Raw genomic sequence first — 23,897 nt, forward strand, 5'->3', positions numbered from 1 at the left:
GGCGTATCGGGAACATGTCACCCCCAGCAGGGGGTTGGATAGAGCATGAACGCCCTGCGCTTGGGGAACCCTTCTGCCAAGGAGAGCGGGTCGCTGGGTCGGGGCTACCATGCGGAACGACGGGCCGGATCTCCCGTGCTCGCCTGACCGCTCTGTGAGGAGCGACGAGATGTTCGAGAGGTTCACCGACCGTGCGCGGCGGGTTGTCGTCCTGGCCCAGGAAGAGGCCCGGATGCTCAACCACAACTACATCGGTACTGAGCACATTCTTCTTGGCTTGATCCATGAGGGTGAGGGTGTGGCGGCCAAGGCTCTGGAGAGCCTTGGGATCAGTCTCGAGGGGGTGCGCCAGCAGGTCGAGGAGATCATCGGCCAGGGGCAGTCGGCGCCGTCGGGACACATCCCCTTCACGCCGCGGGCCAAGAAGGTTCTTGAGCTGTCGCTGCGCGAGGCGTTGCAGCTCGGGCACAACTACATCGGCACCGAGCACATTCTTCTGGGGTTGATCCGGGAGGGTGAGGGTGTCGCGGCGCAGGTGCTGGTGAAGCTGGGCGCCGATCTGAACAGGGTGCGTCAGCAGGTCATTCAGTTGCTGCACGGCTATCAGGGCAAGGAGCCGGCGGCGGCGGGCGGGCCGCAGGAGTCGGCGCCGTCGACCTCGCTTGTGCTGGATCAGTTCGGGCGCAACCTGACCCAGGCGGCGCGGGAGGGCAAGCTCGACCCGGTGATCGGCCGGGACAAGGAGATCGAGCGGGTCATGCAGGTCCTGTCCAGGAGGACCAAGAACAACCCGGTGCTGGTGGGTGAGCCCGGTGTGGGCAAGACCGCCGTGGTGGAGGGGCTGTCGCAGAAGATCGTCAAGGGTGAGGTGCCCGAGACGCTGAAGGACAAGCAGCTCTACACCCTGGACCTGGGTGCGCTGGTGGCCGGTTCCCGCTACCGCGGTGACTTCGAAGAGCGCCTGAAGAAGGTGCTCAAGGAGATCCGCACCCGCGGCGACATCATTCTGTTCATCGACGAGCTGCACACGCTGGTCGGCGCGGGCGCCGCCGAGGGCGCCATCGACGCCGCCAGCATCCTCAAGCCGATGCTGGCCCGCGGTGAGCTTCAGACCATCGGTGCCACCACGCTCGACGAGTACCGCAAGCACCTGGAGAAGGACGCGGCGCTGGAGCGGCGGTTCCAGCCGATCCAGGTGGCCGAGCCGTCGCTGTCGCACACGATCGAGATCCTCAAGGGTCTGCGGGACCGTTACGAGGCGCATCACCGGGTGTCGATCACCGATGGCGCGCTGGTGGCGGCCGCGACGTTGGCGGATCGGTATATCAGTGACCGGTTCCTGCCGGACAAGGCGATCGACCTGATCGACGAGGCCGGGTCGCGGATGCGGATTCGCCGGATGACGGCGCCGCCGGACCTGCGCGAGTACGACGAGAAGATCGCGAATGTGCGGCGGGAGAAGGAGTCCGCGATCGACGCGCAGGACTTCGAGAAGGCCGCGGCGTTGCGGGATCAGGAAAAGCAGCTGCAGCTCAAGCGGGAGCGGCGGGAGAAGGAGTGGAAGGCCGGCGACATGGATGTCGTGGCCGAGGTGACCGAGGAGCTCATCGCCGAGGTCCTGGCCACCGCCACCGGCATCCCGGTGTTCAAGCTGACCGAGGAGGAGTCGCAGCGGCTGCTCCGGATGGAAGACGAGCTGCACAAGCGGATCATCGGTCAGGACGACGCGATCAAGGGTCTGTCCCGGTCGATCCGGCGGACCAGGGCCGGTCTGAAGGACCCGCGCCGTCCGGGTGGGTCGTTCATCTTCGCCGGCCCGTCGGGTGTGGGTAAGACCGAGCTGTCCAAGGCGCTGGCGGAGTTCCTGTTCGGGGACGAAGACGCGCTGATCATGCTGGACATGTCGGAGTTCATGGAGAAGCACACCGTCTCGCGGCTGTTCGGCTCCCCGCCCGGTTACGTCGGGTACGAAGAGGGCGGCCAGCTGACCGAGAAGGTGCGGCGCAAGCCGTTCTCTGTGGTCCTGTTCGACGAGATCGAGAAGGCCCACCCCGACATCTTCAACAGCCTGCTGCAGATCCTGGAGGACGGTCGCCTGACCGACGCCCAGGGCCGGGTGGTGGACTTCAAGAACACCGTCATCATCATGACGACCAACCTCGGCACCCGCGACATCTCCAAGGGCATCGGGGTCGGGTTCGCCCGCGCCAACGACACCGAGTCGAACTACGACCGGATGAAGTCGAAGGTCCAGGAGGAGCTCAAGCAGCACTTCCGGCCGGAGTTCCTCAACCGCGTCGACGACATCGTGGTCTTCCACCAGCTCACGCCCAAGGAGATCATCCAGATCGTGGACCTGATGCTCGCCCAGGTGGCCGAGCGGCTCAAGGACCGCGACATGGGCCTGGAGCTGACCCAGGCCGCCAAGCAGCTGCTGGCCGACCGTGGGTACGACCCGGTGATGGGCGCCCGTCCGCTGCGGCGCACGATCCAGCGGGAGCTGGAGGACACGCTGTCGGAGAAGATCCTCTACGGCGAGCTGCGGCCCGGCCAGGTCGTCAAGATCGACATCGAGGGCGAGGGCGACAACGCCACGTTCGTCTTCGCCGGCGAGGCGAAGAGCCCGGCGGTCCCGGACTCGGCGGCCTCCATCGCGGAGGCGGTCCAGCGCTGATCCGCCTGCGATAACCCGTTCCACCCGAGGGGCGCTCCGTGAGGGGCGCCTCTCGGCGTTTTCCGCCGTACCTCGGTCACGGTGCGGTCACCTTCGGGCCGAGAAGGCGAGAACCGGTATCACGCCACCGAACGTAGTACTACACTTTGTAGAGTCCGCTCGCGGTCTGCCATGAGCGCGTGCGGGCGGGATGTCATCCCTGCGGCGTACCAGACAATCCGCTGCGGGGCGGACGCGTAGGGCCGGGCGCACGAGGGAAGCTCGGTCCACCCGGGAGAGATCCCGGCGGTAGGAGGACCGGAGTCCCATGCGGTCGGGACACGCCCTGTGGGCGAAATGGCGGTCCGGAAGTGCACAAGCCTTGGAGGCACCTGATGCGCCTGTTGCACGACGACGGGACGCTGGTTCACCTGGCCTACAACGCGGGCGTACATCCCGCCGAGGATCTGGAGAACCTGATCGCCCACCTCACGCGTTACGCCGTGCCGGTGCGCAGGAAGCTGGGCGTCGAACGGCTGGGCGTCGGCCTGTGGCTCGCCCCTGCCGTGGCGGACCACCTCATCGCCGATCGCATCGAGCTCGTACGGCTGCGCCGGTCGCTGGAGGAACGCGGCCTGGAGTGCGTCAGCCTGAACGGCACCGGTGGACGCAACCAGGAGGTTCCCGGACCCGACTGGGCCAAGCCCGAGCGCTACCGCTACACCATGGCGCTGGCGAAGATCCTCGCGTTCCTGCTGCCGGACGACGTGGAGTCGGGCAGCATCTCCACGATCCCGATCGGCTGGCGCCGCGACTGGCCCGCCGACCTGCACGCCATCGCCTCCCGCCGGCTCGAACGGCTGTCGCGTGAGCTGCGCGGCCTCTACAGCGTCACGGGCAAGACGGTCAGGGTCGGCTTCGAGCCCTGGCCTGGCTGTGTGCTGGAGACCACCGAGCAGGCCCTTGAGCGGGTCTGCGACATCGACTCCGATCACCTCGGCGTCTGCCTGGACGCCTGCCACCTGTCCTGCGGCGCCGAGGAGCCCGACGCGGCGCTGCGCGGGCTGGCCCTCGCCGGGGCTCCCGTGGTCAAGCTCAGCCACGTGCACAACCACAGCCAGGAGATCCCCAGCACCCAGCCGGTGATCGCCGACACGCTCACCGCGATCCTGTCCGGGGCGGTGAACGGCACCGCGCACGTCGAGGTGGAGGCCCACGACCTGACCTCCCCCAAGGCGAAGGGTCCCGCCGCCCTGGTGGCGAAGCTCGCCGACGAGCTCGACTGGACCCGCCGCAACCTCACCGCGCTCGGCCTCAAGCTCGCCGCCTGACAGACGCCCCCAGCGGCGTCAGGAAGGCAACTGGTAGGTGCCGTCGGGGAGTACCTCGGCCAGGCCGTCGTCCAGGAGGCCGTCCAGTGCGCGCTCGCGCTGCACATGGTCGGCCCAGACGGCGTCCAGCGCCTCCTTGGGGACCGGCCCGTGCGCCTCGCGGAGCACGGCGAGCAGGCGCCCGCGGCACTGCCGGTCGGTCCCCGCGTACGTCTGACCCTGCCGTGCCGGGCCGTCGTGGGCCGGACGCCCGGCCAGCCGCCAGGCGCACTGCGCGGTGACCGGGCAGCGCTCACAGCGGGGGGCTCTGGCCGTGCACACCAGCGCGCCCAACTCCATCACGGCCACGGCCCAGCGGGGCGCGCCCACCGGGGGCACCAGCGACTCCGCCAGCCGCCGCTCGGCCGCCGTGGTCGCCTTCGGCGGGTACTCCTCGCCGCGCACCGCCCGAGCCAGCACCCGCCGGACGTTGGTGTCCAGCACCGCGTGGCTGCCGCCGTACGCGAAGCTGGCCACGGCCGCCGCCGTGTAGTCGCCGATCCCGGGCAGGGCCCGCAGCTCGTCGTACGTGGACGGCACGCGGCCATCATGGTCGGCCGTGATGGCCCGCGCGCACGCGTGGAGGTTGAGCGCCCTGCGCGGGTAGCCGAGCCGCCCCCAGTGGCGTACGGCCTCGCCGGGGGACTCCTTCGCGAGCGCCTCAGGGGTGGGCCAGCGCTCCATCCACTCGGTCCAGACGGGCAGCACCCGGGCGACGGGCGTCTGCTGGAGCATGATCTCGCTCACCAGGATGCCCCAGGGGGTCGCGTCGGGACGCCGCCAGGGCAGGTCGCGGTTGTGCTCGGCGTACCAGTCGAGGATGGGCTCACGCAGGGAGGCGGACACTCCCCGACTGTACCGAGCGAGCCGGAGGGGCGCGCCGCCGAGCGTACGGCGCCCGATTGCGCAAAGACCCGGCGAGGCTGCGATCTGGGAAAGGGCAAGGTTCAGCGAGCCGTTACCTCTGACCCGCCAGGGCTCTCCATACTGTCCGTATGGATCCGGACACTTTCCGTGGTGACGTGGGCGTCGAGGGGGCGGACGTCTACTGGCGCCGCCGGGTGTCGGTGCTCACGGGGATGCTCGTCGTGGTGGCGGTCGTGGCATGGGCGTGCAGCAGCGCCTCCGGGCGGCCGGACGAGACCGCCGCCGCCGTCAAGGCGACGCCCTCCGACCGGCTGGTCGTCTCGCTGCCCGCCGGCCTGGCTCCTCCGAAGACGCCCGCCGCCTCCGGCGTCGTTCTGGGGCAGCCGTCGCCGTCCGCCTCCGCGGGCGTCTCGCCCTCGCCCGGCAAGCCGCGGCGCCCCGGCGACCCCTGCGACGAGAAGGACCTCGTGCTCGCACTGCAGTCCGGCCAGGAAGTGTACGGCAAGGGTGTCACGCCGACCTTCCTGCTGACGGTCGTGAGCACGGGCAAGGTCGAATGCACGGTGGACGTCGGGCCGCGCACGCTGGAGATGCGGGTGCTGTCGGGTGGCGAGCGCGTGTGGTCGACGGCCGACTGCGTGGCGGGCGACGGCGTGGACAGGCAGTTGCTGGAGCGCGGCATCCCCTACGTGCGCTCGATCCGGTGGGATCGCCACCGCTCGGGGAGCACGTGCGCCGGCAAGCGGTCGCCCGCCGACGCCGGCACGTACGTCGCGACCGCGCACTCGGGCGGCCTGAAGAGTCCGAAGATCGTCTTCCATCTGCGCTGAACGGCGTGCGCCGTCGGTCAGAGATAGCGCTCCAGGATGGACGACTCGGCGAGCCGGGACAGGCCCTCGCGGACGCTGCGCGCCCGGGTCTCGCCCACGCCGCCGACGGCCTGGAGATCGTCGGTGCTGGCCGCCAGCAGCTTCTGCAGGCCGCCGAAGTGGCTCACGAGCCGGTCGACGATCGCCCCGGGCAGGCGGGGGACCTTGGTGAGCAGCCGGAAGCCGCGCGGGCTGACCGGCGTGTCGAGCGCGTCGCCGCCGTGGTGACCGAGGATCTGGGCCACCTTCGACAGGTCGAGCAGGTCGCCGGAGGACAGCTCGTCCAGCTCCCGCATGGCGTCGGCGTCCCCGTACGGCCGTGCGCCGAGCGAGCCGGGCGCGTAGTCGCGGATGATCTGCACGCGGTCGGTCTCCACGCCCGCGAACAGCTCGTCGAGCTGGAGGGACAGCAGCCGCCCGTCGGTGCCGAGCTCGACGACGTATCCCTCGATCTCGCGGGCGATTCGGCGGACCATTTCCAGGCGCTGGACGACGACGGCCACGTCGCGGACCGTGACGAGGTCCTCGATCTCCAGGGCCGACAGGTTGCCGGAGACCTCGTCGAGCCGCTTCTTGTAGCGTTCGAGCGTCGCCAGGGCCTGGTTGGCCTTGGAGAGGATCGCGGCCGACTCCTCCAGGACGTAGCGGATGCCGTCGAGGTAGAGCGCGATGATCCGCATCGACTTGCTGATCGCGATGACCGGGAGCGAGGTCTGCTTGGCCACCCGCTGCGCCGTGCGGTGCCGGGTGCCGGACTCGTCGGTGGGGATGGCCGGGTCGGGCACGAGGTGCACGGCGGCCCGCACGATCCTGAGGTGGGCCGTGTCGAGCACGATCGCGCCGTCCATCTTGGCCAGCTCGCGCAGGCGGGTCGCGGAGAACTCGACGTCGAGCGTGAACCCGCCGGTGCAGATGTCCTCGACCGTGCGGTCGTACCCGAGGACGATCAGGCCCCCCGTGTGGCCGCGCAGGATGCGCTCCAGCCCGTCACGCAGCGCCGTCCCCGGGGCGAGCGAGGCGAGCACGGCCCTTCTGCGGTCGTCGATCGCCTTGTCGTTGTCCAGCACATACACCCCAGTGGGCTCGCCCGGTCGTTATCCGTCAGATCGTCTTCCTACCGATCCCTTGTCGCGGCGAGATCCGCGAGGCGCTCCGCGGACGCCCTGTGAAGCCCCTCGGGGGCGCGGGGGCGAGGCCACGGCCGACGGGGCAGGCAACAGAGTTTACCGGCGTGACGCCATGCTCACCTGTCTCACGACCGATCACCTCGCCGACCTCATGAGGTTGAGCGCGTCCCACACGTTCTCCACCTCCGTGACCTCGAAGCCCGGCGCGAACGGCGTCGTGCGGCCGGTCGGCGAGCGCAGCGCCACCAGGCGGCCGCGGCTCGCCGACGCCTCCAGGCGCGGGCCTTCCTCCTCCAGCGAGCCGGTGGGCACCAGCGCCCTGGTGAAGCCGAGCCGGGCCGCCTCGGCCAGCCGCCGCCGCACATCCCGCACGGGCCGCAGTTCGCCGGCCAGGCCGACCTCGCCCAGCGCGACGAGTCCGGAGGGCAGGGCCTGGTCGCCGGCCGCGCTGACGACCGACAGCATCAGCGCGAGGTCGACGGCGGGGTCGGTCAGGCGGATCCCGCCCACGGTGGCCGTGAAGACGTCGCACTTGCCGATCTTGGCGTTGAGCCGCCGCTCCATGACGGCGAGCACCATCGCCACCCGGTAGGAGTCGAGTCCGGAGGACGTGCGGCGAGGCTGGGGAGCCTCGGTCGGGCCGACCAGGGCCTGCAACTCGGCCGGGATCGGCCGGGTGCCCTCGATGGTCACGGTGACGCAGGTGCCCGGCACCGGCTCGGGATGGCGGGAGACGAACAGCCCGCTGGGGTCGGTGATCCCGGTGATGCCCCGCTCGTGCAGGTCGAAGCAGCCCACCTCGTCGATCGGGCCGAACCGGTTCTTCACCGCGCGCACCAGGCGCAGCCGCGAGTTGCGGTCGCCCTCGAAGTGGAGCACGACGTCCACCAGGTGTTCCAGCACCCGGGGCCCGGCGATCGTGCCGTCCTTGGTCACGTGGCCGACGAGCACCGTGGACATGGCCCGCTCCTTGGCGAGGCGGACCAGGTTGCCGGCGACCTCCCTGACCTGGGTGACGCCGCCGGGCACCCCGGTCGCGTCGGCCGAGCCGATCGTTTGGACCGAGTCGACGATGAGCAGGCTCGGCTGCACCTTCTCGACGTGCGCCACCAGGGCGGACAGGTCGGTCTCCGCGGCCAGGTAGAGCCTGTCCTCGATCGCGCCGATGCGGTCGGCGCGCATGCGCACCTGGGCGGTGGACTCCTCGCCGGTCACGTAGAGGACGGTCTCGCCCTGCGCGGTGCGGGCGGCGGCCTCAAGCAGCAGCGTCGACTTCCCGATGCCCGGCTCTCCCGCCAGGAGCACGACCGCGCCCGGGACGAGGCCGCCGCCGAGCACGCGGTCGAGTTCGGGGACTCCGGTCGTCCGCGAGCTGGCGACCTCGGCCTTCACCTGGCCGATCGGGACGGCGGGGGCGGAGACCGCGCCCGGCTTGACCACGTGGACGCCCTGCCGGGCCCCGGCCTCCTCGACCGTGCCCCACGCCTGGCACTCCCCGCACCTGCCGACCCACTTGACCGTGGTCCAGCCGCACTCGCCGCACCGGTACGCCGGTTTCGCTGCCTTGCTCACGTGCGGGAGGTTACCGGTCGCCGCCGACAATCCCTTCTAGCTTTCCGGCTTCTCCGGCACGTAGAAGGCGGTGGTGCCGGCGACCGCGGTGGTCACCACGTCGTCCGGCGCGCCGGAGGCCCGGTATGCCTCGCCCCACAGGTCGCTGCTGAGCCTCATGAGCTCCCGTGCCTCCTCCGACTGCTCCCACGCCGAGGGGTCGTCGAGCATCTCGCCGCGCAGGTGCAGCCCGAGCCCGAGCAGCGCCAGGTCCCAGCCGACGCCCGTGGCCCCCGGCCCGAACTGGTCCCAGAACTCCGGCGGCACCACGGCGACGTGCTCCAGCTCGAACGAGGTGCGGCCGTCGCCCTCCGTGCTCAGCCGCACCTCGACCTCGCTGAAGCCGGGGTTCTCGCCGAACAGCCAGCTCACCCGCAGCAGCCGGGGCGGCTCGCACCGCAGGATCTCCCCGCCCGCGTTGCCCTGGAGCTGGTAGTGCCCGCCGAGCTTCAGTTCGCCGCTCACCGGAAGGAACCAGCGGCTGATCCGCTCGGGGTCGGTGCAGGCGTCCCACACGTCTTCGATCTCGGCGTCGTAGGCGCGCCGCAGCAGCACCGTGCGGGCCTCGCCTTCCGGCAGGTCGCGCGTGCCGACCGCGCGGTGGGCTTGGTTGATGTGGTCGATGAAGTCGCTCATGGCCGCTCTTCCTCGTCGTCCGTCGTGGGCTGCGTGATGGCAGCGTCATGGGCATCGCCGCCGCCGTGCCGCCGTCCGAGCCGCCGCTCCCGTCTGCCCCGCGCCAGTTCGGTGTCGAGCGAGTCGAGCCGCTGCTCCGAGAAGCCGCGGAACCGCTCCAGCCAGATGTCGATCTCCCGCAGAGGCGCCGGTTCCACGGCGTACAGCCGCCGCGTGCCCTCGGCCCGTACGGACGCCAGCCCGGACTCGCGGAGCACCCGCAGGTGCTGGGAGATGGCCGGCTGTGAGATCCCGAACTCGGCGTGGATGACCGAGGTGAGCGCGCCCGACGTCTGCTCGCCTTGGGAGAGCAGTTCCAGGATCCGGCGTCGCACCGGATCCCCCAGCGCGTCGAATGCGTGCACGCGCCCACTATGCCGAGGGCCGCTTATAAAAGTCAACGCTTATATAAGCAGCCCTCGGCGTCGGAGGGGGCTAGAAATGGCCGGCGAGGTCGGCGAGCAGCAGGCGCTTGGGCTTGGCGCCCACGACCTGGCGGACGATCTCGCCGTCCCGGTAGAGGTTCAGCGTGGGGAAGCCCATCACGCCGTAGCGGCGGGCGATCTCCGGGTGGTCGTCGGCGTTGAGCTTGGCGACCGTGAGACGGTCGCCGTACTCGGCCGCGATCTCCTCCAGGATCGGGGCGATCATCTTGCACGGCGGGCACCAGTCGGTCCAGAAGTCCACCAGCACCGGCTTGCCGCTGCGCAGCACCTGCTCGTCGAAGTTCTCCGCGGTCAGCGTGATCATGACTCTCCTCGTCGTGTCAGCAGGCAGCCGGGGCAGGCCTCGGCGAACTGGGCGGCCACCTCCGAACGGCGGGCCAGCAGGTCGCGGATCTGCCGGTCGATCTCGGCGAGCTTGCGCCGGTAGACGGCGACCGACTCGGGGCAGGAGCCTCCGGACGGGTGCCCGGAGCGCAGGCAGTCCACGAACGGGCGGGCGTCCTCCAGCGTGAAGCCGACCGACATCAGTTCGCGGATCTCGGTGACGATCCGGACGTCCGACTCGTCGTACTCGCGATATCCGTTCGCCGATCGGCGCGACCGGATGAGCCCCCGCTGCTCGTAGTAGCGCAGCGCCCGGGTGCTCACTCCCGCGCGCCGGGCCAGCTCGCCGATCCGCATCGGCCCCTCCTCGGCTGTCCTGGGCACGACGGTAAAGGTTGACGCCGGTGACAAGGTCAAGCCCGGGGCTCAGAATTCCCGCCATCTCAGGACGTTGGGGTAGGCAAGCTCCAGGCCCTCGACCTCCCGCAGCGCCTCGCCGGCCACCTCGGGCGTGAACTCGATGCGCAGCACCGCCTCCAGGTCGGCCCTGGAACGGAACGTCATCCGCAGGTCCAGCTCCTCGCGCCGCCAGCCATGCCGCGACCAGAAGCGTTCCACGGCCTCGGGGGAGTACGACGGCAGCGACCGGCGGAACCAGCGGCCGAACGCCCCGCGCGAGGCGTCCACGTCGACCACGAAGGCCGTGCCGCCCCGCCGCAGCACCCGCCCCAGCTCGCGCAGCCCCGGTTCGCAGCCGGGCCCGAAGAAGTACGCCCAGCGTGCGATCGCCACGTCGGCCGACGCGTCGGGGAGGGGCAGCGCCTGCGCGGTGCCCGTACGCACCGAGACGCTGGGCAGCGACGCGCAGCGGGCCGCGGCCTGGGCGGCCAGGCCGCCGTGCGGCTCGACGCCCACGACCCGCCCGGCGGACGCGGCGAGCGCGGGCAGGTGGAAGCCGTTGCCGCAGCCGATCTCGACCACGGTCGCGCCGTCCCAGGGCCGTACGGCCCGCATCGCCGCCTCGGCCGCGCCCGCGGGTCCCACGGCGAGGTTCTCCAGCTCGTAGATCTGGGGAGTGTTCCAGATGTTCGGACTGGGTACGGCCCCGCTCACGATCCGTGCCATGCGCCCCACATTAGTTCGCGACCTTGGGTAGTTGATTGTGGCGAAGCGGCGTACGGCGCGGGTGCGGCTTAGTCTGGATCCGTGAACGGGCGCAGGGAGCGAACGGACGGCCACGGCCACGGGACTGGAACGTGCCCGGGGGCCGCCAGGGGAGGCTGGCCTCATGAGTGACATCCGCGTGCCCAGCGGCAAGGTGGCGCTGTCGACGGCGTCGGTGTACCCGGAGCGTACGCCGGACGCCTTCGAACTGGCCGCCCGGCTTGGGTACGACGGCGTAGAGATCATGGTGGGACAGGACCCGGTCAGTCAGGACGTGGAGGTCCTCCAACGGCTGCGCGACCACTATGAGATCCCGATCCTGGCCGTGCACGCGCCCTGCCTGCTGGTGACCCAGCGAGTTTGGGGCCGCGACCCGTGGCTGAAGCTGCGCAGGGCCCGCGAGGCGGCCGAGCGGCTGGGCGCGCAGACCGTCGTCGTCCACCCGCCCTTCCGCTGGCAGCGCGACTACGCCAGGGAGTTCGAGAAGGGCCTGGCCAGGATGCGCGAGGAGACCGACGTCGTCTTCGCGGTGGAGAACATGTTCCCGCTGCGGGCCAGGGGCAACGAGGTCGTGCCGTACGCGCCGGACTGGAACCCCATCGACTACGACTTCCCCGACGTGACGCTCGACCTGTCCCATACGGCGGTGTCGGGGTCCGACGCGATGGAGATGGCGACCAAGCTGGGCGAGCGGCTGGCCCACCTGCACCTGGCGGACGGGTTGGGCACCACCAACAAGGACGAGCACCTGGTGCCCGGCCGGGGGTCGCAGCCCTGCGGGCCGATCCTGGAACGCCTGGCCGGCAACGGTTACCGGGGCCTGATCGTCCTGGAGATCAACACGCGCAAGGCCACCAGCCGCACCGAGCGGATCGAGGACCTGACGGAGGCGCTCGCCTTCGCCAGGCTCCACTACGCCGCCTCGTCCACGGCCTCATGAACGAGCGGCTCGCGGACAGCCATCGGGTCTTCGACCGCGTCTCCCAGGAGTACGACGCGGCGAGGCCGCACTACCCGGAGGCCCTCTACCTCGCGCTGGAGACCCTGTCGGGGGTCCGGCTCGCCGGGGCGACCGTGATCGACGTCGGAGCGGGCACGGGCATCTCGACCCGGGGCCTGCTCGACCGCGGCGCCCGGGTCGTCGCCGTGGACCGCGGCGAGCGGATGCTGGCCCGCCTGCGCGCGCGCACGGCCTGCCCGGCCCTGCTCGCCGACGGGAACGACCTGCCCTTCCGCGCGGGCGCGGCCGACCTGGTGACGTACGCCCAGTCGTGGCACTGGCTCGACCCGGCGCTGTCGGTGGCCGAGGCCGTACGGGTTACAGGGGACGGCGGTGTGACCGGGGACGGCGGCGCGGTCGCGGGCTGGTGGAACACCGTGGACCCCGGCAAGGCGGACTGGCTGGCGGCCAACCAGGTGCGGCTCGCCGAGTCGTGCCCCGGCTACATCGGGCCCGTGCTGCCCGGATGGAGCATGCCGCCGATCGCCGCGGCCATGTCCGACGCGGGCCTCGCCGTGGCGGAGACCTGGGTCGACTGGACCAGGTCGGTGCGGCTGGAGGACTTCCTGACCGACCTGCACTCCCACTCGTACATGGCGAGGATGGAGAGCGACGTGGTGACGGAATTGCTCGCCAGGGAGCGCGCCGAGCTCGGCCGGGTCTTCCCCGACGGGCGGCTGACCGTCCCCATGCGCGTGTATCTTGCGGTGGGCCGCAGGGGCTGAGCTGGAGCGGGGAGCGACGTGACGACGGAGGTGCCGGAGGTCTCGGGCGGCAGGCGGCCACCGGGGCGGCGGCCCGGCCGGCGTCCGGGTGCGGCGGACACCCGCGGCGAGATCCTGGCCGCGGCGCGCAGGGTCTTCGCGGAGAAGGGGTTCGACAAGGCGACGATCCGCGGCATCGCCAGGGAGGCCGGTGTCGATCCTGCTCTCGTCCACCACTACTTCGACAGCAAGGAGGGGATGTTCGTCGCGGCCATGCGGCTGCCGATGGACCCCTCTGCGGCGCTTCCCCTCATCCTGTCCGGGCCGCGTGAGGAGGTCGGCGAGCGCATCGTCCGCTTCATCCTGACGATGACGGCGGACCCGGCGGCCAGGGAGCCGCTGCTGGGGCTCGTGCGGACGGCGATGGTGAACGAGCAGGCCGTCGGCATGATCCGGGAGTTCTTCACGGCGGCCATCCTCGGCCGGGTGGCCGAGGCGCTGGACGTTCCGCCGCTGCGGATGCAGGCAGCCTTCGCGCAGTTGTTCGGCGTGGTGATGACGCGGTACATCCTCAGGTTCGAACCGATGGCCTCCGCCGACGTCGAGGAGATCGTCGCGCTGCTCGGCCCTACCGTGCAGCACTACCTGGCCGGATAGATTACGGGCGGCCCCTCTCATACCCTCTTGTAGAGCTTTGTTCTAGTATCGTGCCATCGGCGGGAAACGCAGTGACAGGCGCCACTCGCCGAGCGTGACGCAGGATAAGTTACTCGCCGGTACTATTCGGGAAGCGTAGGCGTTATCCACAGGGCGGGACCCGACCGCCCACGTGAGGGCGCCGCGCCCCTACGCTGGCCGCCGACGTTCGATTTGGGAGGGACTCGTGCTCTGGGTAGCGATTGTGGGCCTCGTCGCGACCGCCGTGGCGGTCGCGTTGGCGGGCCGTCGCGTGCTGTTCCTCTATCGGCTCGCCCGCAGCGGCCAGCCGGCCCCGGAGCGTATCGAGTACGCCAGGGAACATGTGGGCGCCGAGGTCAAGGCCCAGTTGGTCGAGGTGTTCGGTCAGCGCAAGCTGCTGAAGTGGACGCCGTCGGGCACCGCGCACTTCTTCGTCATGTGGGCGTTCTTCATCCTGGCCACGGTCTACCTGGAGGCCTACGGCGCGCTCATCCAGGGCGCCATAACCGGTAAGCCGGATTTCCACATCCCGCTGATCGGGACCTGGCCGGTGCTGGGCTTCCTGCAGGACTTCATCGCGGTCGCGGCCCTGATCGGCCTGATCGCCTTCGCCGCCATCCGGATCAAGAACTCGCCCAAGAAGCTGGGCCGCGGCTCCCGCTTCTCGGGTTCGCACCTGGGCGGGGCCTGGTTCACGCTGTTCATGATCTTCAACGTGATCTGGACGATGTTCCTGTTCCGCGGGGCGGCCGTCAACACCGGCAACCTCCCCTATGAGTCGGGGGCGTTCGCCTCGGACGCGGTCGCGAAGATCCTGCCCGACAGCGAGGTGCTGGAGGCCGTCGGCCTGCTGCTGCACATCGGCGTCATGCTGGTGTTCCTGGTCTTCGTGGTGAACTCCAAGCACCTGCACATCTTCACCGCGCCGTTGAACGTGTTGTTCTCCCGCCGCCCCGACGGGCTGGGCCCGGCCCAGCCGATGCGCAGCGGCGGCACGGTGCTGGACTTCGAGGAGGCCGACCCCGAGGTCGACGTGTTCGGCCGCGGCAAGATCCAGGAAACGAGTTGGAAGGGCTTCCTGGACTTCTACACCTGCACCGAGTGCGGCCGCTGCCAGTCCCAGTGCCCGGCGTGGAACACCGACAAGCCGCTGTCGCCCAAGATGCTCATCCTCGACCAGCGTGACCACGCCTTCGCCGTGGCGCCGTACCTGCTGGCCGGGGAGAAGGACAAGGAGAGCTTCCCGCAGGATGTGCTGGCCCTGCTGGACAAGCCGCTGGTCGGCGAGGACGGGGTCATCCACCCCGACGTGTTGTGGTCGTGCACCAACTGCGGCGCCTGTGTGGAGCAGTGCCCGGTCGACATCGAGCACATCGACCACATTCTCGACATGCGCCGCTACCAGGTGATGATCGAGTCGTCGTTCCCGTCCGAGGCCGGGGTGATGCTCAAGAACCTGGAGAACAAGGGCAACCCGTGGGGCATGTCGGAGATGAAGCGCGCCGAGTGGATCGAGGAGCTCGATTTCGAGGTCCCCATTGTGGACTCGACAATGCCCGAGGATGTGGAGTACCTGTTCTGGGTCGGCTGCGCCGGCGCGCTGGAGGACCGGGCCAAGAAGACCACCAAGGCGGTGGCCGAACTGCTGCACATCGCCGGGGTGAAGTTCGGTGTGCTCGGCCCGATGGAGGCCTGCACCGGTGACCCGGCCCGCCGCCTGGGCATGGAGTTCCTGTTCAACATGCTCGCCCAGCAGAACATCGAGACGCTGAATGAGGCCGGGGTCAAGAAGATCGTGGCGACCTGCCCGCACTGCTTCAACACCCTGGCCAATGAGTATCCGCAGCTGGGGGGCACCTATGAGGTCGTGCACCACACCCAGCTGCTGGCGCACCTGGTCGAGGAGGGCAGGCTCACCCCGATCAACCCGATCGAGGAGAAGATCACCTACCACGACCCGTGCTTCCTCGGCCGGCACAACAAGGTCTACGCCCAGCCGCGCGACATCATGGCCAAGGTGCCCGGCGTCCAGGCCCAGGAGATGCACCGCTGCAAGGAACGCGGATTCTGCTGCGGCGCCGGCGGCGCGCGCATGTGGATGGAAGAGCGCATCGGAAAGCGCATCAACACCGAGCGCGTGGACGAGGCGCTGACCACCGATCCCGACACCGTCTCCACCGCCTGCCCGTTCTGCCTCGTGATGCTCGGCGACGCGATCAACGAGAAGAAGAACGCCGGTCAGGCCAAGGAGTCGCTGGAGGTCGTGGACGTCGCCCAGCTCCTCATCAAATCCATCAAGCAGGGGTAAAGCAATCTTTGCCGGGATCGTGAACTATTTGTGGAAATCACTCGTCAAGGCGATGGAATGAACCGTGTTTCACGGAAGAGTGACAAAGGCTTTCTCCACATAACAGGAAAATCACGGTAACCTCAACGTTGGCTCAATCGACGGGGAGGGGGCTGGACGGTGGGTGTGGTCGTCATCGACGCGGAGGTCACCCTGGCGGACGTCCTCTCCCTGCGCCTGGCCATCGCCGAGCCGCTGGCGGACGGCACCCGCCTGGTCCTGCGGAAACGGGGCGCGGGTGAGGAACGGCGGGTGACGCTCGGCGCCTCCGGCGGGCGTACGAGGGACGCCAGCATCGCGGTCTCCCTCGCGCCTCTCGACCTCGCCCCCGGCCGCTGGGACGCCTACCTCGAACAGGACGGTGCCCGCGCCCGCATTCAAAGCGCCGACCCCGGATTCTCGCTCGACCGCCTCGACGCGTACGCGCTGGGCCGGCGGACGCTGGCCTACCGGGCCTACCGCACCCGCAACGGATTCCTGGCCCTGAAGATCGATCCGGCGGAGCCGGTCGCCGACGTTCGTGCGCTGTGGTTCCGCGAGGGGCGCTTCGAGGTGACCGGGCTGCTGGCCTACACCGGCCTGGACGACGACGACCAGCACCGCCACGCCACGCTCGCGCTGCGCCACGGCGATCCGGCCGCGACCGTACGGGTCGCCGCCACCGTCCAGGGGGTCCGGTTCCACGCCGCGCTCTCGCTGTGCGACGTGCTGGCAGCCACCCCCGACTCACAGGGCTCCTGGGAGCCCTACCTGGAGGTGGACGGCGTCGACCGCGCGCTGCCGCTGGGCGCCAGGCTCGACGACGTCGAGGGCAAACGCCGCCGCGTCCACTATCCCCACGCGCTGGTGGACGGCGTGCCGATCCGGCCCAGCTTCACTCCCGGCGACGAGCTGCTGCTGGAGGTGGGAGCGTGAGGATCGCGTTCCTGCTCCCCTCGGCGTACGGCATGCGCGGCGACGTGCGGGCGATGCTGAACCTCGCAGGAGGGCTGGCCTCGCGGCACGAGGTGGAGGTCGTGAGCGTCCGGCGCACCAGGGAGACGCCGTTCTTCCCGGTCGACCGCCAGGTGACGCTGCGCTGGCTCGTGGACGCCCGGCCCGGTGTCCATCACCTGCTGCCCCGGGGACAGGTGCGCACCGAGGTGGCGCTCTGGCGGATGCTGCGCGGCCTGAGCGCCGACGTCCTGGTCACCACCCGGCCGACGCTGAGCGTGCAGGCCGCCAGGTATGCCCCGCGCGACGTCGTCCGCATCGCACGGGAGTGGAGCAGGCCGTCGGTGCCCGGCCCGGTGCGCCGGTTCTACCCCCGCCTCGACGCCGTGGTGGCGAGCACCGCCGGCCGGCGGGACGAGTGGGTGCGGCTGCTCGACGACGACCTGTCGGTCCACGTCATCCCCGACGCCCTGCCCGGGGCGCCCTGGCCGCGCTCCCGCATGGACAACCGGATCGTCAGCGCGGGGGGCAGGCTGGTGCCCGGCAAGTCGTACGACCAGCTCGTGCGCGCCTTTGCGATCGTCGCCGACAAGCGGCCCGACTGGCGGCTGCGGTTGTACGGCGGGGGCCCGGAGGAGCGGCGGCTGCGCGCCCTCGTCCGCGACCTCGACCTGCACAACCACGTGTACTTCATGGGCACCACCCCCGACCTGCCCGGCGAGTTCGCCAAGGCGTCCATCGTCGCGGTGCCGTCGCGGCACGAGGTGCTGGGCATGACCGTCATCGAGGCGCTGAGCTGCGGCGTGCCGGTCGTGGGCTTCGCCGCATCCCGCGGGCCCGCCGAGTTCCTCCGCCCGGGCCGCGACAGCGTGCTGGTCCAGGAGGGGGAGGGCGGCGACGCCGAGTCGCTCGCCTGCGCGCTGCTCACCCTCGTCGACGACGAACGCCGCCGCATGAAGCTGGCGGCCGGGGCGCTGGAGACCGCGTCCGCCCACGCCGCGCCGGCCGTCGCGGTCCGCTGGGAGGAGCTCATGTACGGCCTGCGCTCCCGCCCCTGACCCGTCACGTCCGTCAGTGGGTCACAACCGGATCACAAGGGTCTGTCGTGATGCTGAGATCCCGTAGAAACGGTGATCGTGGAGCTCGGAAGGGAAACAGCATGACGAACACGACTATGCGTCTGGGACGTTCGGCGATGGTGGCGGCCCTCGCCGTGGGCGCCGCACTGGGCGGTGCCACGTCCGCGAGCGCGGCGGAGAGAACAGCGGGTAGCGCGTCCGCGAGCGCGGCCGTGCGGCTGGGGCCGTACGGCTACGGTGACGTGAAGCTGGGGATGAGCGCCAAGCAGGCCCAGAAGACCGGCAAGATCGTCAAAAAGCTCGCCGGTGAGGGCTGCTCGGGCTGGGACCTGAAGGCGCACCCGACCGCCAAGGACAGGGTCGGCCTGTTCATCTCGAAGAAGCTCGGCGTGGCGGCGATCTTCGCGTTCAAGGGGGCCAGGACTCCGGAGGGCGTCGGAATCGGCTCCACCATGAAGCAGCTGAAGAAGGCCTACCCTCACCTCGAGACGCCCGCCGGCGGTTTCCCCATCGCCGCGGTCCCCGGCAACGGCAAGGCTTCCTACTACTTCCTGCTGCGCCACGGCAAGGTGTACGAGCTGGCCCTGACCCTCAAGAACCAGGACTGTTTCAACTAGACGCACGACGGCGGCCGGTTGACTCAGTCGCCGGGCTCGCTGAGGTGTGCGGCGGCGGCGCTGACGGAGTCGTGGGTCGGCAGCTCCGTGTCGAGGCCGGTGATCCTGAGCATCCGGGCGAAGCGCCCGTGGGCGCCGCTGAGCGCCAGGCGCCCGCCGGCCGCCCTGACGGCGGTCAGGGCTCCCATGAGGACGCTCAGCCCGGTCGAGTCGCAGAACTTGAGCCCCTCGGCGTCGAGCACGATCCGGGGCGGTGTGCGCAGCCCGACGGCCTCGGCCAGGCAGGCGCGCAGCGAGTGGGCGGAGCCCAGGTCCAGGTCGCCGAACATCCGGATGACGACGACGTCCTCGTCCAGAACAGTGAGCATGGAGAAGGTGTCGGGCTGTCCGTGCCTTCCCGGTTCCACTCGTGCTCGCCCCTGCTCACCTGGCCCTGCCGTCCGGCCGTCGCCTCACAACCCGCCGGAGCTGTCCGTCAATGATTGCACATGGCAAATGATGCCCGGGCCAGACCGTCAGGCTCGTTCCCTGCGGACGAGCAGCATGGCGGCGTCGTCAGGGACGGGCCCGCCGACGTGCGCGACCAGGTCGCGTTCCAGCAGGTCGAGGGCGCCCTGCGGATCGCCGGCCCGCAGCAGGCGGGGCGCCCGGTCCTCCAGGGGGTAGAAGGCTCCGTCCAGGTCACGCGCCTCGATCACGCCGTCGGTGTAGAAGAGAATCTGGTCGCCCCCGCGGAACGCGCACCCGTACGGCTCTGGGCCGTTGGGGGCGAGCGCGACCATGCCGAGCGGCGGCGCCTCCTCGCGGGGTTCGAGCCGGTGGACACAGCCGTCGTCCGTGAGCAGCAGAGGCGGCGGGTGGCCGTAGTTGAGCAGGGAGATCTCGTCCTCGCGCACCTCCGCGAGTATGGCGGTGACGAACTTCTCCCCGCCGAGCCGCCACGCGAGGTGGTCCTCCAGGTATCGGCCGACACCGGCGAGCGCCGTCTCGTCGTAGGCGGCCTCCCGGAAGGCGCCGACCACCGAGGCCGCCGTCTCCACCGCGTCCAGGCCCTTTCCCTGCACGTCGCCGACGATCAGCCGGACGCCGCCCGGCCCCCTGGCGATGTCGTACAGGTCTCCGCCGATGCGGGCGTCCACGGCGGCGGACGTGTAGGACAAGGCGATGAGCAGGTCGCCCGCGCGGCGGGGCACCGGGTGCAGCAGCACGCGCTGGACCGCCTCGGCGACGAGGCGGACGTTCGCCAGCTTGCGCTCGCCCTCGGCCCGGAGCCGGCACGCCAGCATGGCGGCCGCGGTGACCCCGACGATCGCGACCAGCGTGACGGTGTTCTGCGGGCGGCAGAGCAGGCGGTCGTGGTAGGCCACCGGCACGGACAGGACGAGCGCGACCAGCCCGGCCAGCGCCGTGTGGCGCTCACCGCCCGTCACCGCGGCCAGCGCGGGCCCGAGGGTCAGCAACGGCAGCAGGCCCAGGGACGGCCCGGCGAGCATGTCGAGCACCACCACTGCCGCCATGGCGGCGAGCGGCAGCGTACGGAGGACAGCCTGGGTTCCCATCCGCGACTCCAGCGCCGCTATGAGCCGGTCCAGGCATGCATTCCCGGGATCACCTGCCCTACCCGCCGTATCGGGACGGCGACGCTGAATACCGGTTACGGGTATCGTTGAAGGATGCACGGCTACAGCGGGGACAAGCAGGCCTACCTCACCCGCCTGCGCCGGATCGAGGGACAGATCCGGGGTCTGCAGCGGATGGTGGACGAGGAAGCCTACTGCATCGACATCCTCACCCAGGTCTCGGCGGCCACCCGCGCCCTCCAGGCGGTGGCACTCGGCCTGCTGGAGGACCACATCGCCCACTGCGTCGCCGATGCCGTCAAGAGCGGAGGCCCGGAGGCCGCAGAGAAGGTGAAGGAGGCCTCGGCGGCCATCGCCCGGCTCGTCAGGTCGTGACCGTCTGCTCGTGACGGCCTGGCAGTGACGGCCTGTCGGTGATCGCCCGTCCGGGCGGCCGGACGGATCACCCCGGTTGAGCAACCGTCCCGGGCTCACCAGATGCCCGGGACGGTCCGTGCTCTCAGTGCCTTCAGCGGCTCGCCGAAGTCCGCAATCCGAGCGCGTTGTCGAGCTCTTCCAAGGTCAGTCGGTTTTCCGTGATGTTCACGGCCTCCAGCACCTCGGCGTAGAGCGCGATCTCGTCCAACGCGACACGGTCGTGGACCCGAGAGTCCAGGTCGTCGTGCCCCACCGCGTCGTCCTTCCTTCCGCAGCCCACACCCATCACGAGGTTACGTCCGGGTACCCTGCCGCGACATGGCCCATCGTGACCATTCCGACTCGCACCCCTCGTCCCTCCGGGACCATTTCCCCGATACCGAGATCACAATTCGATGAAAAAGACGATGATGGGGGGAAGGGATTGCTAAAGCGGAGGTAAGGACGAAATATCCGAATTGGAAGTTTCGAACAGCCAGCCGCCGGACTCCTCCAGATCGGGCTTGCGCTCCGCCGTCTCCTGCGGGCGCGGGTCGTCCCGCTGATGGATCAGGCACTTGACGACCGCGGAGCACACCGCGAAGCCCTCGGGCGGCGCGGGCGTGCCGGTCAGGGCGCACCAGGCCAGGCCGGTCGCGTACGCGGAGCCGAGCAGGGCGGCGGCCGTCTCCCGGTCGGGCGGGACCAGCCCCGGCGGCAGCTCACCGCCGGCCGGCCAGCAGCCCCGCAGCGGATGGGTGGGCTCGGCGATCGCGAGATAGAGGGCCTGCCGGAGTTCGTCGTCCATCCAGGGATAGAGCGCGCTGACCACCTGCGCGGTGCGCGAGCTGCCCGGCGCCGCCCAGGCGGGCTCGGACACGCCGCACACGCCCGCCACGTCGGCGGCGAGCAGCGAGGCCGCCACGGCCCGCGGATCCATCCCGCGTGCGGTCGTGTAGCCCAGGGCCTCGACCAGGTCGTACAGGGTGTGCCGGAAGTGCTCGCCGGGCGCCCATTCGGGGAGCGTGGCGGGAACGAGGTGCGGCGGGCAGCGTGACAGCCAGGCCTGCCGTACGGCGCCGCCGGGCATGGCGTGCTGGTCCAGCCAGGGGCTGCCGAGCAGCGGCTCGGCCATCGCGATCAGCGCGTCGGCGCGCGGCCGGAACCGGGGGTCGGCGCGCAGCACGGTGGCGGTCTCGGCCATCAGCCCGGCCAGGCGCAGGCCCGCCTCCCGCGCGCCGGAGCGCATCCGCTCGGCGTACAGGGCCACGAGCGCGTCGAGCGAGCCCATGGGCAGCCAGCGCACCCAGTCGTCCCCGGGCAGGGGCCGGGCCAGGAACTCGCCGAACATCGACAGCATGACCTCGTTGCCGTCGAAGGCGGGCGCGTAGGCGCACCACACGATCGTGCCCCACACGGCGGCCACCGTGGCGGCCACGTCGCGGGCGAAGACCTGCTGGTAGACGCTGCCGCCGAGGGGGAAGTCCTCCCGGCGCAGCCCGCGGTGGGCGAGCAGCAGCGCGCGGAGCCGTTCGGTGATCTCGTGCGGGACGTCCGGGCCGACGAACGCCTGGGTGGACCCGCGGTCGTACGCGAAGTCCGGGCCCGCGGGGACCAGCGCGGGCGGGATCGCCACGCCCGGCGGACTCGGCCGTGCGCCGGAGCGTACGGCCGGATGCAGCGGGGGCGCCGACAGGTGCCAGCGGCCGTCGACGCGGTCCAGGCGATACCAGCGGGCGTGCGCGCCGAACAGCCACCGGGCGCCGTCCGGGGTCACGAGCGCCCGCTGGGCCAGGGTGTGCGCCCGGGTGACCGGGGGAAGCAGCGTCCACCGGGGGTCGCCGACGACGGCGCGCACGTCGCGCTCCATCATCGTGAACCCGTCCCAGTACACGCGGCAGTGACTCCTCCGTCCTCCGGAGAGGACGGCTTCTCGCTTATCCCGGTTGAGGCAGCCCCTCGCTGGATCCGATGGTAGCTCGCCGGTCCCGGAGGCGGCGGGAGCGCGTGCGGTGGAGGCATGGTGCGCCGGAGACCGTTGGTGAAAGTTTCACGCGTCGGGAGGTGTTGAGCAGCACATATACGTATTTCTCGGGATTGCGGCGTATTCCGGGGGCGTCGACCACTTGGCATGGGCTGCCGTGGCGTATTCCATAGGTGCTCGTGACGGAGATCCAGCAGGCCGGGGCCGCCCGGGAGCAGAGTGCGGACGAGGCGTCGGAGAAGATGGCGCCCGTGGACAGCTCTGGCGGCACGGCGACCGGCGAGCAGACGGGGCCGCACTCGGGCCGGAACCGCTGGGCGGTGTGGTGGCTCGGCCAGCCGGCCGACCGCACGGCCCTGCTGATCTGGTTCTTCTGGCAGGTCGCCTCGTACATCTACCTGATCCTCGCGGCGCCGGGTCGTACGGAGGACGCGATCCTCGACCGGTTCAACCGGTATGACTCCTACAACTTCATGGACATCGCGAAGTACGGCTACGACGGCCGGCCGGACGACCCGGACGCGCCGCGGCTCGTCGCGTTCTTCCCGGGCCTGCCGCTGCTGCTGCGCGCCCTGCACGTGTTCATCCCGGACCTGAGGCTCGCCCTCGTCCTGATCTCTCTCGTCGCGAGCGCCGTCGTGGCGGTGGCGCTGTCGCGGCTGAGCGAGTCGTATCGGGAGGGCAGCGGCCGCTGGACCGTGCTGGCGTTCTTCCTCAGCCCGTTCGCCGTGTTCCTGATGGCCGGCTATACGGAGGGGCTGTTCCTCGCGCTGGCCATCCCCGCGTGGCTGCTGGCGCGCCGGGGCCGGTGGGAGTACGCCGCCGTCTGCGCCGCCTTCGCGTCGTCCATCCGCATCTCCGGGCTCTTCCTCGCCCTCGGCCTGGTCGTGCAGTTCCTCGTCTCGCGCGACGGGCTGCGTGCTCCGAAGGGATGGCGGAACGCGCCGTGGCTGGTGCTGCCGGGCGTGCCGGTGCTGGCCTACATGATCTACCTCTGGAACCGCACGGGCGACCTGATGGCCTGGAAGGCGGCGGAGGCGCAGTACTGGGGCCGTTATCCCGAGGCACCCTGGAACGTGTTCATCGACACCTGGCACAGGTCGCTCAACGAGCCTGTCCTGGCGACGTCGTATCGCGAGGAGATCCTGTCGGCGATCGTGCTGGTCCTGCTGATCATCGCGCGGCTGGTCCGGCGCAACTGGCCCGACGTCGCCTATCTGGCGCCGCAGGCGGTGGCGCTGCTGGCGATGTCGTCGTTCTACATGTCCGTGGGCCGGGCGTCGCTGCTGTGGTGGCCGCTCTACATCTCCATCGGCGTCGTCGGCAGCCGAAGGCCCTGGGTCATGATGGCCTACCTCGCGGTCGCCGCGCCGGTGTGGGCAATCAATGTCGGGAATTTCACCACAGGCGCCTGGATTGGTTGATCCACCCTGACTAGCTTCTCCAGATATGGGGGCATTTGTCGCAGGAGTG

Annotated in this window: 24 protein-coding genes; 12 read left to right on the top strand and 12 right to left on the bottom strand. The window is 70.5% G+C overall.

Annotated elements, in window-relative coordinates; genetic code table 11:
* Nucleotides 1-169 precede the first annotated feature (169 nt).
* Complete coding sequence (locus tag ACQEVJ_RS01290; protein ID WP_433096271.1) at nt 170-2,674, top strand: ATP-dependent Clp protease ATP-binding subunit; 2,505 nt, start codon at nt 170-172, stop codon at nt 2,672-2,674.
* Nucleotides 2,675-3,048: 374 nt separating this feature from the next.
* Entirely contained in the window at nt 3,049-3,984 is a 936-nt protein-coding gene (locus ACQEVJ_RS01295) for a TIM barrel protein (protein WP_433096273.1), read from the top strand.
* Between the two features lie 18 nt (nt 3,985-4,002).
* On the opposite strand, the gene ACQEVJ_RS01300 is transcribed toward ACQEVJ_RS01295, so the two are convergent.
* Nucleotides 4,003-4,869, bottom strand: a complete 867-nt coding sequence (locus ACQEVJ_RS01300; protein ID WP_433096275.1) for an A/G-specific adenine glycosylase — start codon at nt 4,867-4,869, stop codon at nt 4,003-4,005.
* A gap of 149 nt (nt 4,870-5,018) precedes the next feature.
* On the opposite strand from ACQEVJ_RS01300, the gene ACQEVJ_RS01305 reads away from it, so the two are divergent.
* Nucleotides 5,019-5,720 carry a hypothetical protein gene (locus ACQEVJ_RS01305; RefSeq protein WP_433096277.1) on the top strand — a complete coding sequence of 234 codons (702 nt, stop codon included), beginning with the start codon at nt 5,019-5,021 and terminating at the stop codon, nt 5,718-5,720.
* 17 nt (nt 5,721-5,737) lie between these two features.
* On the opposite strand, the gene disA is transcribed toward ACQEVJ_RS01305, so the two are convergent.
* The 7 genes from disA to ACQEVJ_RS01340 all read right to left on the bottom strand — a co-directional run bounded on the left by disA (nt 5,738) and on the right by ACQEVJ_RS01340 (nt 11,067).
* Nucleotides 5,738-6,826, bottom strand: a complete 1,089-nt coding sequence (gene disA / locus ACQEVJ_RS01310) for a DNA integrity scanning diadenylate cyclase DisA (protein WP_433096279.1) — start codon at nt 6,824-6,826, stop codon at nt 5,738-5,740.
* Nucleotides 6,827-7,021: 195 nt separating this feature from the next.
* On the bottom strand, nt 7,022-8,458 hold the full coding sequence (gene radA / locus ACQEVJ_RS01315) for a DNA repair protein RadA (protein WP_433096281.1): 1,437 nt from the start codon (nt 8,456-8,458) through the stop codon (nt 7,022-7,024).
* 36 nt (nt 8,459-8,494) lie between these two features.
* Entirely contained in the window at nt 8,495-9,133 is a 639-nt protein-coding gene (locus ACQEVJ_RS01320; protein WP_433096283.1) for an SRPBCC family protein, read from the bottom strand.
* Nucleotides 9,130-9,537 (bottom strand): ArsR/SmtB family transcription factor, encoded by a 408-nt coding sequence (locus tag ACQEVJ_RS01325; protein WP_433096285.1) that lies wholly within the window; start codon nt 9,535-9,537, stop codon nt 9,130-9,132. Before ACQEVJ_RS01325 ends, ACQEVJ_RS01320 begins: the two co-directional genes overlap by 4 nt.
* Before the next feature lie 70 nt (nt 9,538-9,607).
* A complete protein-coding gene (gene trxA / locus ACQEVJ_RS01330) occupies nt 9,608-9,922 on the bottom strand; it encodes a thioredoxin (RefSeq protein WP_433096287.1) in 315 nt (104 codons plus the stop codon).
* Nucleotides 9,919-10,326 (bottom strand): MerR family transcriptional regulator, encoded by a 408-nt coding sequence (locus ACQEVJ_RS01335; RefSeq protein WP_433096289.1) that lies wholly within the window; start codon nt 10,324-10,326, stop codon nt 9,919-9,921. The genes trxA and ACQEVJ_RS01335 overlap by 4 nt, the downstream gene beginning before the upstream one ends.
* A gap of 42 nt (nt 10,327-10,368) precedes the next feature.
* A complete protein-coding gene (locus ACQEVJ_RS01340) occupies nt 10,369-11,067 on the bottom strand; it encodes a class I SAM-dependent methyltransferase (protein ID WP_433096291.1) in 699 nt (232 codons plus the stop codon).
* A 163-nt stretch (nt 11,068-11,230) separates the two neighbouring features.
* On the opposite strand from ACQEVJ_RS01340, the gene ACQEVJ_RS01345 reads away from it, so the two are divergent.
* The 7 genes from ACQEVJ_RS01345 (at nt 11,231) to ACQEVJ_RS01375 (ending at nt 18,464) form a co-directional block, all read left to right on the top strand.
* Nucleotides 11,231-12,046: a sugar phosphate isomerase/epimerase family protein gene (locus tag ACQEVJ_RS01345; RefSeq protein ID WP_433096293.1), complete on the top strand. Its 816-nt coding sequence runs from the start codon at nt 11,231-11,233 to the stop codon at nt 12,044-12,046.
* Nucleotides 12,043-12,831 carry a class I SAM-dependent methyltransferase gene (locus ACQEVJ_RS01350; RefSeq protein ID WP_433096295.1) on the top strand — a complete coding sequence of 263 codons (789 nt, stop codon included), beginning with the start codon at nt 12,043-12,045 and terminating at the stop codon, nt 12,829-12,831. Before ACQEVJ_RS01345 ends, ACQEVJ_RS01350 begins: the two co-directional genes overlap by 4 nt.
* Nucleotides 12,832-12,849: 18 nt before the next feature.
* A complete protein-coding gene (locus tag ACQEVJ_RS01355; protein WP_433096297.1) occupies nt 12,850-13,467 on the top strand; it encodes a TetR family transcriptional regulator in 618 nt (205 codons plus the stop codon).
* A 226-nt stretch (nt 13,468-13,693) separates the two neighbouring features.
* Nucleotides 13,694-15,796: a (Fe-S)-binding protein gene (locus ACQEVJ_RS01360; RefSeq protein ID WP_433096299.1), complete on the top strand. Its 2,103-nt coding sequence runs from the start codon at nt 13,694-13,696 to the stop codon at nt 15,794-15,796.
* Nucleotides 15,797-15,955: 159 nt separating this feature from the next.
* Nucleotides 15,956-16,750, top strand: coding sequence for a hypothetical protein (locus tag ACQEVJ_RS01365; protein ID WP_433096301.1), 795 nt, complete (start codon nt 15,956-15,958; stop codon nt 16,748-16,750).
* Entirely contained in the window at nt 16,747-17,826 is a 1,080-nt protein-coding gene (locus ACQEVJ_RS01370) for a glycosyltransferase (RefSeq protein WP_433096303.1), read from the top strand. The genes ACQEVJ_RS01365 and ACQEVJ_RS01370 overlap by 4 nt, the downstream gene beginning before the upstream one ends.
* A gap of 101 nt (nt 17,827-17,927) precedes the next feature.
* On the top strand, nt 17,928-18,464 hold the full coding sequence (locus tag ACQEVJ_RS01375) for a hypothetical protein (protein WP_433096305.1): 537 nt from the start codon (nt 17,928-17,930) through the stop codon (nt 18,462-18,464).
* A gap of 23 nt (nt 18,465-18,487) precedes the next feature.
* Here ACQEVJ_RS01375 and ACQEVJ_RS01380 read toward each other — a convergent pair whose 3' ends face one another.
* Nucleotides 18,488-18,832: an anti-sigma factor antagonist gene (locus tag ACQEVJ_RS01380; RefSeq protein WP_433096307.1), complete on the bottom strand. Its 345-nt coding sequence runs from the start codon at nt 18,830-18,832 to the stop codon at nt 18,488-18,490.
* Nucleotides 18,833-18,979: 147 nt separating this feature from the next.
* Nucleotides 18,980-20,023 (bottom strand): PP2C family protein-serine/threonine phosphatase, encoded by a 1,044-nt coding sequence (locus ACQEVJ_RS01385; protein WP_433096309.1) that lies wholly within the window; start codon nt 20,021-20,023, stop codon nt 18,980-18,982.
* 114 nt (nt 20,024-20,137) lie between these two features.
* Here ACQEVJ_RS01385 and ACQEVJ_RS01390 point away from each other — a divergent pair, with 114 nt between their 5' ends.
* Nucleotides 20,138-20,419: a metal-sensitive transcriptional regulator gene (locus ACQEVJ_RS01390; protein WP_433096311.1), complete on the top strand. Its 282-nt coding sequence runs from the start codon at nt 20,138-20,140 to the stop codon at nt 20,417-20,419.
* A 133-nt stretch (nt 20,420-20,552) separates the two neighbouring features.
* Here ACQEVJ_RS01390 and ACQEVJ_RS01395 read toward each other — a convergent pair whose 3' ends face one another.
* Entirely contained in the window at nt 20,553-20,714 is a 162-nt protein-coding gene (locus ACQEVJ_RS01395; protein ID WP_167538777.1) for a hypothetical protein, read from the bottom strand.
* A gap of 174 nt (nt 20,715-20,888) precedes the next feature.
* The gene (locus ACQEVJ_RS01400; protein WP_433096313.1) at nt 20,889-22,334 is read right to left on the bottom strand and encodes a hypothetical protein; all 1,446 of its coding nucleotides are present in this window, start codon (nt 22,332-22,334) and stop codon (nt 20,889-20,891) included.
* Nucleotides 22,335-22,603: 269 nt separating this feature from the next.
* On the opposite strand from ACQEVJ_RS01400, the gene ACQEVJ_RS01405 reads away from it, so the two are divergent.
* Nucleotides 22,604-23,848, top strand: a complete 1,245-nt coding sequence (locus tag ACQEVJ_RS01405) for a mannosyltransferase family protein (RefSeq protein ID WP_433096315.1) — start codon at nt 22,604-22,606, stop codon at nt 23,846-23,848.
* Nucleotides 23,849-23,897: the final 49 nt, after the last annotated feature.

Origin of the sequence: Microbispora sp. CA-102843 (assembly GCF_050936215.1) — a bacterium.
In the GTDB taxonomy this organism is placed as follows: Bacteria; Actinomycetota; Actinomycetes; order Streptosporangiales; family Streptosporangiaceae; genus Microbispora.

Bases quoted from the DNA above. Each gene is read 5' to 3' on its own strand.
- ACQEVJ_RS01290 (WP_433096271.1), top strand. From the start codon at position 170: ATGTTCGAGAGGTTCACCGACCGTGCGCGGCGGGTTGTCGTCCTGGCC.
- ACQEVJ_RS01295 (WP_433096273.1), top strand. From the start codon at position 3,049: ATGCGCCTGTTGCACGACGACGGGACGCTGGTTCACCTGGCCTACAAC.
- ACQEVJ_RS01305 (WP_433096277.1), top strand. From the start codon at position 5,019: ATGGATCCGGACACTTTCCGTGGTGACGTGGGCGTCGAGGGGGCGGAC.
- ACQEVJ_RS01320 (WP_433096283.1), bottom strand. From the start codon at position 9,133: ATGAGCGACTTCATCGACCACATCAACCAAGCCCACCGCGCGGTCGGC.
- trxA (WP_433096287.1), bottom strand. From the start codon at position 9,922: ATGATCACGCTGACCGCGGAGAACTTCGACGAGCAGGTGCTGCGCAGC.
- ACQEVJ_RS01340 (WP_433096291.1), bottom strand. From the start codon at position 11,067: ATGGCACGGATCGTGAGCGGGGCCGTACCCAGTCCGAACATCTGGAAC.
- ACQEVJ_RS01345 (WP_433096293.1), top strand. From the start codon at position 11,231: ATGAGTGACATCCGCGTGCCCAGCGGCAAGGTGGCGCTGTCGACGGCG.
- ACQEVJ_RS01350 (WP_433096295.1), top strand. From the start codon at position 12,043: ATGAACGAGCGGCTCGCGGACAGCCATCGGGTCTTCGACCGCGTCTCC.
- ACQEVJ_RS01375 (WP_433096305.1), top strand. From the start codon at position 17,928: ATGACGAACACGACTATGCGTCTGGGACGTTCGGCGATGGTGGCGGCC.
- ACQEVJ_RS01380 (WP_433096307.1), bottom strand. From the start codon at position 18,832: ATGCTCACTGTTCTGGACGAGGACGTCGTCGTCATCCGGATGTTCGGC.
- ACQEVJ_RS01385 (WP_433096309.1), bottom strand. From the start codon at position 20,023: ATGGGAACCCAGGCTGTCCTCCGTACGCTGCCGCTCGCCGCCATGGCG.
- ACQEVJ_RS01390 (WP_433096311.1), top strand. From the start codon at position 20,138: ATGCACGGCTACAGCGGGGACAAGCAGGCCTACCTCACCCGCCTGCGC.